Source organism: Streptomyces sp. NPDC036815 (assembly GCF_055609205.1).
Genome location: NZ_JBVJPW010000031.1, coordinates 62,301 through 73,694 on the forward strand (window position 1 = coordinate 62,301; position 11,394 = coordinate 73,694).

An 11,394-nucleotide genomic window follows, 5' to 3' on the forward strand; every position below is an offset into this window, starting at 1 on the left:
TTCCGCATCCCTATCGTCGTCCATGATGCGGATGATGCGCCAAGTGGATAGTCGCCGCGCGGGGTTTTCGTGACGGTACTGGTGCAGAGTCAACACGTCGATGTGCGGTGCGCTCCAAGGGTCGTGCTGTGCACGGCTGCTGACTGTGAGTGAAATATGATTCTTCACGGCGTATGGGTGACGGTCGGTGCGTACGGGTGAACGGGGCCGTCGCTACGATGCGCGGAGTTGATCACATTCAGGCCGCTCGGGGGAGTCGTCGTGTTCGGAATCGTCAGGCCCTGCAGCCATCGCCTCGGCGAAGGGCTCAAGGCCCAGTGGATGGCCCACCTCTGCGGGCTCTGCCTCGCGCTGCGCAGCGATCACGGGCAGTTCGCCCGCGTCGTCACGAACTACGACGGGCTCATCATCTCGGTTCTGACGGAGGCTCAGGCCGAGCGCGCCACCGGGTGGCGGCGCACCGCGGGGCCCTGCCCGCTGCGCGGGATGCGGACCGCCTCCGTCGCCCGGGGCGAGGGGGCGCGGCTCGCCGCCGCCGTCTCGCTGGTGCTCGCCTCGGCCAAGGTCCGTGACCATGTCGTCGACGGGGACGGGCTGCTGGCCCGCCGTCCGGTGGCCGTCGCCGCCCGGCGGGTGGCCCGCGGCTGGGACCGGGCGGGCGCGCGGACCGGCGCCGATGTGGGCTTCGACACGGCGGTCCTGGTCGACGCCGTCGAACGGCAGGCCGGCATCGAGGCCTTGGCGGGGCCGGGCACCTCGCTCCTCACGGTCACCGAGCCGACCGAGACCGCCACCGCGGCGGCCTTCGCGCACACCGCCGTGCTCGCCGGGCGGCCGGGCAACGCGGAGCCGCTCGCCGAGGCGGGCCGGCTCTTCGGCAGGCTCGCCCACCTGCTCGACGCCGTGGAGGACAGGGAAGCTGACGCCGCGTCGGGTGCGTGGAACCCGCTCACCGCGACCGGCACGTCCCTGGCCGAGGCCCGGCGGCTGGCCGACGACGCGCTGCACGGCATCAGGCTCGCGCTGCGCGACGCCGCATTCACCGACGGCAAGCTGGCGCACCTGCTGCTCGCGCACGAGCTGGGCAGGTCGGTCGACCGGGCCTTCGGGACGGTGGCGTGCGGGCACGCGCACGGAGGCGCGGCGCCCGAGGTGACGGCGCATCAGGGCGGCTCCTTCGGGCCGCCGCAGGGGAGCGGGTACGGGGCTCCTCCGCAGGGGGGCGGGGCGTACGGGGATCCGTACGGGGGCGGCAACCCCTACGGGGGCGGGGCTCCCGGCGGGCCGGTCGGACCTGGTGGTCCCGGCGGGCCCGGCGGGCCCGGTGGTCCCGGCGGCTTCGGTGGCGGGCCCGCCTTCGAGCCGCAGCCCCCGAAGCCCGGCAAGCGCGGCTTCTGGGCGGGGTGCGCCGTCGCCATCGGCCTCTGCTGCACCTGCAAGGTGTGCTGCGCGGACTCGTACGAGGGCCCCTGGTCCCGCAAGAAGCGCGAGGGCTGTTGCAACAACTGCGGCGACTGCGACTGCGGCTGCTGCGGCATCTGCGAGTGCTGCTCGTGCTGTGACTGCGGGCTGTAGCCGGGGCGCGTGACCGGGCGTCAGCTCTTGATCTCGGGGGGCGAGATCCGCGACGTGCGGATCGCGGAGCCCTGGGTGCCCCACTTCTTCAGGATGCGGTCGTACGTGCCGTCCTCGATGAGCCGGTCGACCGCCGCCCGGAACGCGGGCGCGAGCTCCGAGCCCTTCTTGAAGGCGAAGCCGACGTCGAGCCGCCGGTACTCGCCGAGGAACTTCAGGCCCTCCTGCTGCCGCACGGCGTAGCGCAGGCCGTTGATGGTGGACATCACCACGTCGGCGCGGCCCTGCTGCAGCGCGGCCCAGAGCGCGCCCGGCTCGGCGTACGTCTTCACGCCGTACGGCTTCTCGCCCGCCTGCGCGCAGACGTGCTTGTTGTCCTCCAGCGTGACCTCGAACGTGGTGCCCGCCCCGGTCGCCACGTTCAGGCCGCACAGCTGCCGGAAGTCGGTGACCTTCTTCAGGTCACTGTCCTCGCGGACGGCGAAGCCCTGGCCGTCGTTGATGTACGTGACGAAGTCGATGGACTTCCGGCGCTCGTCGGTGACGCCGAAGTTGCCCGTGCCCAGGTCGTACTTGCCGCTGCCCAGCGCGGGCAGGATCGCCTCGAAGCTCGCCGGCTCCCGCTTCAGTCTCAGGCCGAGCACCTTGGCCGCCGCGTCCGCGAAGTCGATGTCCTGGCCGACGATCGTCCGGCCGTCCGGCAGATAGAGCGCGCCGGGCGGGCTGCCGCCGACGGACGAGGCGACGGCGAGGGTGCCCCGGTCGCGTACGTCCGGGGGCAGCAGGCGCGCCGCCGCCTCGTTCTTCCCGACCGAGGAGACGACGTCCGCGGTGGGGATCCTGCCGTTCTTCGCGGCGGGGGCCGAGCCGCCCGCGGTGTTCGTCGCGGCGCCCGACCCGCAGGCGGTCACGGCGAGGGTGGCGGCGGTGATCAGGGCGAAGGCCGCCGGAATGCGGCGGGAACGCGGGGGCGTGCTCATGGCGTGAGGGTCTCCAGCTCGGCAGGGCAGGGCGAAGCGGACGTACGAGGGGAGGGGTGCCGCCGCCCCTGGCGTGCGGGGGCGGCGGGGTGCGCGTGTGAAGGCGGGGGCGACGGCGTGCGGGCGCACGGCCGTCGGGAGACAGGCGCGGGGGGCCGGCCCGGGCGGGGCTGGGAGCTGCTCAGCGCAAGCGGAGCGGCTCCGCGGGTTCTCCGGGGGTGGCTCGCGTCGTACACGCGCAAGGCGCGGTGGACGCGGGAGGCGCAGGGGGCCGGCTCAGGAGGACATCAACAGGACGCCGACCACACGCGACCGAAGTCGATGTGGGAGCGCGTGACCAGCCACTGCTGCGGATGCATGGGCCAAGTGGAACAGGCATCCGATTCCGCGTCAACTGCCGTGAGACGCACGGCTCATATCCTGGACAGCCTTGACAGCGCATGTGAAGCGCCACGTAATGTCGACGGCGGATCGTGCTGAGGGGCTCGGTCCGTGTGAAGGCGTCACCCGTGTTCGATCTTCTGTATCCACGGAGCCTTCCGCATGCCTTCCGGCACTTTCGCCCCTTCCGACACCCTGGTCAAAGCGTCGGGCGCCCCTCCTTCCCGGGACCCGGCAGAACTTCCCGACGCGCCGCGCATCGTGCCCCGGCCCCGCGTGGGCCAGTGGACCGCGGCCGTCGCGGTCCTGGTCCTGCTCGCGCCCGCCGTCAACTCCGTCGTACGCAATGAGGCGTTCCAGTGGGACGTCGTCGCCGAGTACTTCACCTCGGCGTCGGTCCTGCGCGGTCTCGGGCTCACCCTCTGGCTGACCGCCCTCGTGACGGCGCTCGGCTTCGCGCTCGGCGCGCTGCTCGCCACGGCCAGACTCTCCGCCAACCCCGTGCTGCGGGCGGTGAGTTGGGCGTACGTCTGGTTCTTCAGGTCGATGCCGATCCTGGTGCAGCTGCTCTTCTGGTTCAACATCGGCGCGCTGTACCCGCAGGTGTTCGGCGTGCGAACGGTGAACCTGCTCGGCCCGGTCACCATCGCCGTGATCGGCCTCACCCTGCACGAGGCCGCCTACGCCGCCGAAGTGGTGCGCGGCGGAATCCTCTCCGTCGACCGGGGGCAGATCGAGGCCGCGCGGTCGCTCGGGCTCGGGCGGTGGCGCAGGTGGCGCCGGATCGTGCTGCCGCAGGCCATGCGGTCCATCGTGCCGCCGGCCGGGAACATGCTGATCGGCACCCTCAAGGGCACCTCGATCGTCTCCGTCATCGCCGTGCAGGACCTGCTCTACTCCGTCCAGCTCGTCTACCACCGCACCTACCAGGTCATCCCGCTGCTCGTGGTCGCCACCCTCTGGTACGTCGTGGTCACCTCGGTGCTGAGCGTCGGCCAGTACTACGTCGAACGGCACTACGCGCGCGGGTCGGAGCGGGCGCGATGAGGCACTCCCTCGTGGTCGTGGGGGCCGGGCCGCGCGCCACCGGCATCCTGGAGCGCATCGCCGCCAACGCGGCCGAGCTGTACCGGGGCCCGGGCCTCGACATCCACCTCGTCGACCCGTACCCGCCGGGTGCCGGGCGCATCTGGCGCCACGACCAGTCGCCGCTGCTCTGGATGAACTCGCAGGCCCAGGACGTCACGATGTTCACCGACGAGACGGTGGAGGTGGCGGGGCCCGTCCTGCCGGGACCCGCCCTGCACGAGTGGACCGGACGCGACGGGCGGACCTTCCTCAGCCGCCGCGAGCAGAGCGGCTATCTGCGCTGGGTGTACGAGAAGGCCGTCGCCGCCCTGCCGTCCCACGCCGCCGTCCGCCACCACCCGCGCCGGGCGCTGCGCGTCACCGGGACGCGCGAGGGCCGTCAGGAGGTGATCCTCGACGGCGGTGACGGCCCTCTCGCCGCCGACCTCGTCATCCTCGCCCAAGGGCACCTCGACGCCGAACCGGGGCCCGAGCAGGCGGAGTTGACCGCGTACGCCGAGCGGCACGGCCTCGTGCACCTGCCGCCCGACTTCACCGCGGACAGCGACCTGTCGCGGCTCGTCCCCGGCGAACCCGTCCTCGTGCGCGGCCTCGGACTCGCCTTCGTCGACCTGATGGTGCTGCTCACCGAGGGGCGCGGCGGGCGGTACGAGGGGGAGACGTACGTGCCGTCCGGGCGCGAGCCCGTGCTGTACGTCGGATCGCGGCGCGGCGTCCCCTACCACTCCAAGATCGGCTACGACTGGTCGGGCGAACGGCCGCCGCTGCCCCGGTACTTGGGGCCCGCCGAGATCGACGCGCTGCTCGCGCGGCCCGACGGCTTCGACTTCCGCCGGGACGTCTGGCCGCTCATCGAGAAGGAGCTCGGCTTCGCCCACTACCACCGCCTGTTCACCGCGCACCCGGAGCGGACCCGGACGGCCTGGACGGACTTCGACGAGAAGTACGGGGCCTGCCCGCCCGGCAGCCCCGAACTGGACGCCCTCATCGCCTCCGCCGTGCCCGACCCCGCCGACCGCCTCGACCTCGCGGCGCTCGACCACCCCCTGGCCGGGGTGCGCCACACTTCGTACGAGGAACTGCAGGACGGGCTGCGCGGCCGTGTCGCCGCCGACCTCGCGCGCCGGCACGACCCCCGGCACAGCGCCGACCTCGCCGTGTTCCTCGGACTGCTCTCCGTCTACGGGCAGGTGGTCCGGCTCGGCGACGTGGGGACGTGGTGGCACGGCTTCTTCAGCTTCCTCGCGTCGGGGCCGCCCGGGCCACGGCTGCGGCAACTGCTCGCCCTCTCACGCGCCGGGGTCGTACGGTTCCTCGGCGCGGACGTCCGGGTGAGCGCCGAGGACGGCGTGTTCCGTGCCCAGAGCCCGACCCTGCCCGGCCACGTCACCGAGGCCCGCGCCCTCGTCGAGGCGCGCCTTCCACAGCCCACCCTCGCCCGCACCCGCGACCCGCTCCTTCGGGCCCTGCACGCCGAGGGGGCCGCGTCGACCGGCGCGGGACTCCTCGCCGTCGACCCCGCCGACGGACGGGTGCTCGACCGCGCGGGCGTGCCGCATCCGCGCCGCTTCGCGCTCGGTCCGCACACCGACGCGCGCGGCGCCGGGGCGTTCACCCGGCCGCGGACCAACAGCCCCACCTTCCGGCAGAACGACGCCACGGCCCGCGCCGTACTCGACTTCCTGCGCACCTCCTGAGCCCCGAGGAACCCCATGCCCACGACCACTTCGCCGATCGCCGCATCCCCCATGGTCGAACTGCGCGCCGTGCGCAAGGCGTTCGGCCCCGTCGAAGTCCTGAAGGGCGTCGATCTCCGGGTCGGCAGGGGTGAGGTCACCGTCGTCCTCGGCCCCTCGGGATCCGGCAAGTCCACGCTCCTGCGCACCATCAACCACCTGGAGAAGGCCGACGGGGGCTGGGTCGCCGTCGACGGCGCGCTCGTCGGCCACCGGCGGTCCGGCGACACGCTGTACGAGCTGCCCGAGCGCGCAGTGCTCAAGCAGCGCACCCGGATCGGCTTCGTCTTCCAGGGCTTCCACCTCTTCCCGCACCTGACCGTCCTGGAGAACATCGTCGAGGCACCGGTCTCCGCCCTCAAACGGCCGCGCGCCGCCGCGACGCGGGCCGCGCGGGCACTCCTGGACCGGGTCGGCCTCGCCGAGAAGACGGACGCCTACCCCGGGCAGCTCTCCGGCGGACAGCAGCAGCGCGTCGCCATCGCCCGCGCGCTCGCCCCGGAGCCGAAGCTGCTGCTCTTCGACGAGCCGACGTCGGCGCTCGACCCCGAGCTGGTCGGCGAGGTGCTCGACGTCATCAAGGACCTGGCCCGGCAGGGCACCACGATGATCGTCGTCACCCACGAGATCGGCTTCGCCCGCGAGGTGGCCGACACCGTCGTCTTCATGGACGACGGGCGCGTCGTCGAACAGGGCGCCCCCGCCGACGTACTCGACACGCCACGGCACGACCGCACCCGCGCCTTCCTCTCCAAGGTCCTCTGAGCCTCCGGGTTCCCGGGTCCTCCGGGTTCCCGGGTCCTCCGATTTCTCGGGGTTCTCCCAGTCCTTCCGAGCCGTACCCCCCATCGCAGAAAGGTTCAGCCGATGACCAACCCAGGAACCGGCCGCGGCCCCCTCCACCTCGCCGCCGCCATCGACCTTCCCGGCACGTACCGGGCCGAGTCCTACGCCGAGCTCGCGCTGCTCGCCGAGCGCGGGGCGCTGGACTTCGTGACGCTCGGCGACTCCTTCGCGCGGCCCGGCCCCGACGCACTCGCCGTCGCCGCCAGGATCGCTCCCGGCACCGGACGCATCGGGCTCGTACCGACCGTCACGACCACGCACACCGAGCCGTTCCACGTACAGGCCGCCGTCGCCACCCTCGACTGGGTCAGCCACGGGCGGGCCGGCTGGCAGATCGACGTGTCGGCGACCGAGGCCGAGGCGCGGCTCTTCGGACGGCGCAGGGCCGCGCCGCGCGAGGAGCTGTGGCACGAGGCCGGTGAGGTCGCCGACGTCGCCGCCCGGCTCTGGGACAGCTGGGAGGACGACGCGGAGATACGGGACGTGGCCACCGGCCGCTTCATCGACCGGGACAGACTGCACTACGTCGACTTCGAGGGGCGCACCTTCTCGGTGCGGGGTCCGTCCATCGTGCCCCGGCCGCCCCAGGGGCACCCGGTGCGGGTCGTCGACGCGACGGCGCCGCAGGCCCGCGAGACCGCAGCCCGGCACGCGGACGTCGCCCTCGTGCGCACCTCGTCCGCCGCGCGGGCCGGTGCCGCGCGGGCCGAACTGCGGGGCCTCGCGGCGCGGTTCGGGCGCGATCCGCAGACCCTGCGGGTGTTCGCCGCCCTCGACGTCGACCTCGGCGGCGGGGAGCACGCCGCGGAGCCGGGGCACGGCGGCGGACCCCTGCCCACCGCCGAAGGGCCCGCCTACCGGGGCGGCCCCGTCGACCTGGCCGAGCTGATCACCGGTTGGCACCGCGCGGGCACCGTCGACGGCTTCCACCTCACGCCCGTCGAGCCGCGCCGCGACCTGGAACGGCTGGTCAACGGCACCGTCGCCCTGCTCCAGCACCGCGGTCTCTTCCGCACCTTCTATCCGGGCAGCACCCTGCGGGAACATCTGGGGCTCGCCCGGCCCGCCAACCAGTACGCCGCGCTCGCGGGGGTGCTCTCATGACGCGCGCCCCCCGTCAGATCCACCTGGCCGCCCACTTCCCCGGCGTCAACAGCACCACGGTCTGGTCCGATCCCGGCTCCGGCTCGCACATCGACTTCTCGTCCTTCGCCTCGCTCGCCCGCACCGCCGAACGCGGCCTCTTCGACTTCTTCTTCCTCGCCGAAGGGCTGCGCCTGCGCGAGCACAAGGGGCTGATCCACGACCTGGACGTGGTCGGGCGGCCCGAGTCGCTGACCGTCCTGACCGCACTCGCCGCCGTCACCGAGCGGCTCGGCCTCGCGGGCACCGTCAACGCGACCTTCAACGAACCCTTCGAACTGGCCCGCAGGTTCGCCTCGCTGGACCACCTGAGCGAGGGACGCGCCGCCTGGAACGTGGTCACCACCTCGGACGCCTTCACCGGCGAGAACTTCCGCAGGGGCGGCTACCTCGACCGCGCAGAGCGGTACACGCGCGCCGCCGAGTTCCTGGAAACGGCGCGTGAACTGTGGGACTCCTGGACGCCGGACGGCCGCCCCCGGCCCTTCGCGCACCACGGGCGGCACTTCGCGATCGAGGGCGAGTTCACCGTGCCGCGCTCCCCGCAGGGGCACCCCGTCGTGATCCAGGCGGGGGACTCGCCGGAGGGCCGGGAGTTCGCCGCTTCGGCGGCCGACGTGATCTTCACGCGGCACGGCACACCGGAGGCGGGCCGCGCCTTCTACGCCGACGTCAAGGGCCGCCTCGCACGGTACGGGCGCTCCGCCGACGACCTGAAGATCATGCCCGGGGTCACCTACGTGCTCGGCGACACCGCGGCCGAGGCGCAGGAGAAGGCCACCGAGATCCGCCGCAGGCAGGTCACCCCGCAGAACGCGATCCTCGCCCTGGAGCAGGTGTGGGGCGTGGACCTCTCCTCGTACGACCCGGACGGGCCGCTCCCGGCCGTCGACCCGGACCCCGGGTCCGAACTGGTCCAGGGCCGCGTGAAGATCACCGACCGGCTCGCCGTCGCCGCGAAGTGGCGGGCCCTCTCCGAGGCCAAGGGGCTCTCCATCCGCCAGACCGTCATCGAGACCACCGCCCGCCAGTCCTTCGTCGGCACCCCGGACACGGTCGCCGCCGAACTGACGGAGGCGGTGCGCACCGAAGCCGCCGACGGCTTCATCCTCGTCCCGCACCTCACCCCCGGCGGGCTCGACGACTTCGTCGAGCAGGTGGTGCCGCTGCTCCAGGAACGCGGCGCGTACCGCACGGAGTACCGGGGCGCGACGCTGCGCTCGCACCTCGGGCTGCGCGAGCCGGTATGGAAGGGTTGACCGGTATGAGCACCGAGCACACCGAGCACCCCGGCGACGACCGGACCGCGGACGCCGCGCAGGACTGGAAGCACTGGCACGAGCAGCGGACGGAGACGGTGTCGGCCCCCTACGGGCCGCTCTCCCTCACCGGCACGCACTGGCTCGCGGACCACCCGGACGGGCACCTCCCGGGCATCCCCGGGCGCTGGGCCGAGACGCCCGACGCCCTCGTCCTGACCGCGGGCCCCGACACGGGCCTGACCGTCGACGGCCGGCCGCTGACCGGCGAGGTGCGGCTGGGCGCCGACGGCGGCCCGGTCGACGCCGCCCGCGTCGCGCACGGCAGGCGCCGCCTCGTCGTCATGCGGCGCGAAGGCCTCTGGGCCGTACGCGACTTCGACCCGGACGCCGCCGCGCGCCGCGTCTTCCGGGGCATCGAGGCCACCCCGTACGACCCCCGCTGGACCGTGCCCGGGCGCTTCACCCCGTTCGGCGAGGACCGCACCGTCACGGTCGGCAACGCGGACGGCAAGGAGCGCGGCCTCGGTCTCGCCGGCGAACTCTCCTTCCGGCTCGGGGGAGTCGAGCACACCCTCCAGGTGAGCGTGGAGGGCGACGGCTCGCTGTGGGCCGTCTTCGCGGACGCCACCAGCGGTACGTCCAGCTACCGCTTCCGCTTCCTGCGCCCCGCCGCACCCGACGCCGACGGCCGCACCGCCGTCGACTTCAACCGCGCGCTGCTGCCCCCGTGCGCCTTCGCCGATCACTTCATCTGTCCCTTCCCGCCGCCCGGCAACACACTGGTCACGGAGATCGCGGCGGGAGAACGGAACCTTCGCGACCGCTGAGACGTCAGAGCATGCGGACGTAGGGGTACGCGCGGCGAAGCAGGGCCGGCCCCGGTGGCGTACGACAGGTACGAGGCCACCGGGGCTGGCCGACGTGTATCGGTCGGCGGCCGAAAGGCGCCCTTGTGCGGCCGGTGCCCGCCCCCAATACTCCCGAGCAGCGCTTGTCAGGAGCACGGCGTATCCGGAACACGGGCCTGCTCTTTGGCTGCGCCTCACGGGTCCTCAACCCACAAGGACCCACTGACTTCCCTCGGGAGGAACTACGTGAGGAACAGGCGCACCACCCCCCACAGAGGCATGGCACGACACACCCGTCTGCTGGCCGTGGCCACCGGGCTCGTGGCCGCCGGGGCGCTCGCCGTGCCCGCGGCCAACGCACGGGACGGCATGGAGACCCTCAGTACGGCACAGCTGGAGCAGGCCAGCGACGCCGTGCTCGGCGCCGACGTCGCGGGCACCGCCTGGGGCATCGACGCGAAGACCAAGCAGGTCGTCATCACCGCCGACAGCACGGTCTCGGCGGCCGAGATCGCCGAGCTGAAGGCCGCGGCAGGGGCCGACGCACTGAGGATCGAGCGCACCCCCGGCACGTTCCGGAAGTACATCTCCGGCGGCGACGCGATCTACGCGGACAACTGGCGCTGCTCGCTCGGCTTCAACGTCCGCAACAGCGCCGGTGCCTACTACTTCCTGACCGCGGGGCACTGCACCGACGGCGCGGGCACCTGGTGGGCCAACTCCGCGAAGACCACGGTGCTCGGCACCACGTCGGGCTCCAGCTTCCCGACCAACGACTACGGCATCGTCCGGTACACCAACAACTCGATCACCAAGTCCGGCACCGTGGGCAGCCAGGACATCACCCGGGCCGCCGACCCCACCGTCGGCCAGACCGTCACCCGGCGCGGCTCCACGACCGGCACGCACAGCGGCCGGGTCACCGCGCTGAACCAGACCGTCAACTACGGCGGCGGCGACGTCGTCTACGGCATGATCAAGACCACGGTCTGCGCCGAGCCGGGCGACAGCGGCGGTCCGCTGTACGCGGGCTCCATGGCGCTGGGCCTGACCTCCGGCGGCAGCGGCAACTGCTCCTCGGGCGGCACGACCTTCTTCCAGCCCGTCACCGAGGCGCTGCGCGCGTACAACGTCAGCGTCTACTGAACCTGGACCGCAGCCAGTGGGTGAGCCCCCGTCCGGACTCCGGCGGGGGCTTTCCCCTGCGCCCTCTCCCGCTGTGCCCGAACCGGCGTTACCTTCGAAGAGCACGCCCAACACGCCCAATTCGGACCCTGGGGGCCGGCATGGTCGAGGAGCTGGTGGCGGTGGGGGCGGCCCTCGGGGCCGTCGGGGTGGTCTACGCGATGGCGGCGGCCCGCGTCGTCAAGCAGTACGAGCGGGGTGTGGTGCTGCGCCTCGGCAAGCTCCAGCACTCCGTGCGTGGCCCCGGTTTCACCATGGTGGTCCCCGGCATCGACCGGCTGCGCAAGGTCAACATGCAGATCGTGACGATGCCGGTGCCCGCGCAGGACGGCATCACCCGGGACAACGT

At 73.0% G+C, this 11,394-nt stretch carries 10 protein-coding genes; 9 read left to right on the forward strand and 1 reads right to left on the reverse strand.

Annotated elements, in window-relative coordinates:
- The first annotated feature begins 261 nt into the window (after positions 1–261).
- On the forward strand, positions 262–1,575 hold the full coding sequence (locus tag ACZ69I_RS36855; RefSeq protein WP_470836848.1) for a DUF5685 family protein: 1,314 nt from the start codon (positions 262–264) through the stop codon (positions 1,573–1,575).
- A 20-nt stretch (positions 1,576–1,595) separates the two neighbouring features.
- Here the strand turns inward: ACZ69I_RS36855 and ACZ69I_RS36860 are convergent, their stop codons facing one another.
- Complete coding sequence (locus tag ACZ69I_RS36860) at positions 1,596–2,555, reverse strand: ABC transporter substrate-binding protein (protein ID WP_470836849.1); 960 nt, start codon at positions 2,553–2,555, stop codon at positions 1,596–1,598.
- A gap of 543 nt (positions 2,556–3,098) precedes the next feature.
- Here ACZ69I_RS36860 and ACZ69I_RS36865 point away from each other — a divergent pair.
- The 8 genes from ACZ69I_RS36865 to ACZ69I_RS36900 form a co-directional block, all read left to right on the forward strand.
- Positions 3,099–3,983, forward strand: a complete 885-nt coding sequence (locus tag ACZ69I_RS36865; RefSeq protein ID WP_470836851.1) for an amino acid ABC transporter permease — start codon at positions 3,099–3,101, stop codon at positions 3,981–3,983.
- Complete coding sequence (locus tag ACZ69I_RS36870) at positions 3,980–5,722, forward strand: FAD/NAD(P)-binding protein (RefSeq protein ID WP_470836852.1); 1,743 nt, start codon at positions 3,980–3,982, stop codon at positions 5,720–5,722. Before ACZ69I_RS36865 ends, ACZ69I_RS36870 begins: the two co-directional genes overlap by 4 nt.
- A 15-nt stretch (positions 5,723–5,737) precedes the next feature.
- A complete protein-coding gene (locus ACZ69I_RS36875; protein WP_470836853.1) occupies positions 5,738–6,526 on the forward strand; it encodes an amino acid ABC transporter ATP-binding protein in 789 nt (262 codons plus the stop codon).
- A gap of 102 nt (positions 6,527–6,628) precedes the next feature.
- Positions 6,629–7,711, forward strand: a complete 1,083-nt coding sequence (locus tag ACZ69I_RS36880; RefSeq protein ID WP_470836855.1) for an LLM class flavin-dependent oxidoreductase — start codon at positions 6,629–6,631, stop codon at positions 7,709–7,711.
- Entirely contained in the window at positions 7,708–9,009 is a 1,302-nt protein-coding gene (locus tag ACZ69I_RS36885; protein WP_470836857.1) for an NtaA/DmoA family FMN-dependent monooxygenase, read from the forward strand. Before ACZ69I_RS36880 ends, ACZ69I_RS36885 begins: the two co-directional genes overlap by 4 nt.
- Positions 9,010–9,014: 5 nt before the next feature.
- Positions 9,015–9,839 (forward strand): DUF1684 domain-containing protein, encoded by an 825-nt coding sequence (locus tag ACZ69I_RS36890; protein ID WP_470836858.1) that lies wholly within the window; start codon positions 9,015–9,017, stop codon positions 9,837–9,839.
- A 267-nt stretch (positions 9,840–10,106) separates the two neighbouring features.
- Positions 10,107–11,006, forward strand: coding sequence for a S1 family peptidase (locus ACZ69I_RS36895; protein ID WP_470836859.1), 900 nt, complete (start codon positions 10,107–10,109; stop codon positions 11,004–11,006).
- A gap of 140 nt (positions 11,007–11,146) precedes the next feature.
- Positions 11,147–11,394 (forward strand): SPFH domain-containing protein (locus ACZ69I_RS36900; protein WP_470836861.1); only part of this gene is annotated, 248 nt, incomplete at its 3' end.

What these genes read in the sequence shown, in the direction of transcription:
- ACZ69I_RS36860 (WP_470836849.1), bottom strand. Translation starts at nt 2,555, where the DNA reads ATGAGCACGCCCCCGCGTTCCCGCCGCATTCCGGCGGCCTTCGCCCTG.
- ACZ69I_RS36865 (WP_470836851.1), top strand. Translation starts at nt 3,099, where the DNA reads ATGCCTTCCGGCACTTTCGCCCCTTCCGACACCCTGGTCAAAGCGTCG.
- ACZ69I_RS36870 (WP_470836852.1), top strand. Translation starts at nt 3,980, where the DNA reads ATGAGGCACTCCCTCGTGGTCGTGGGGGCCGGGCCGCGCGCCACCGGC.
- ACZ69I_RS36875 (WP_470836853.1), top strand. Translation starts at nt 5,738, where the DNA reads ATGCCCACGACCACTTCGCCGATCGCCGCATCCCCCATGGTCGAACTG.
- ACZ69I_RS36880 (WP_470836855.1), top strand. Translation starts at nt 6,629, where the DNA reads ATGACCAACCCAGGAACCGGCCGCGGCCCCCTCCACCTCGCCGCCGCC.
- ACZ69I_RS36885 (WP_470836857.1), top strand. Translation starts at nt 7,708, where the DNA reads ATGACGCGCGCCCCCCGTCAGATCCACCTGGCCGCCCACTTCCCCGGC.
- ACZ69I_RS36890 (WP_470836858.1), top strand. Translation starts at nt 9,015, where the DNA reads ATGAGCACCGAGCACACCGAGCACCCCGGCGACGACCGGACCGCGGAC.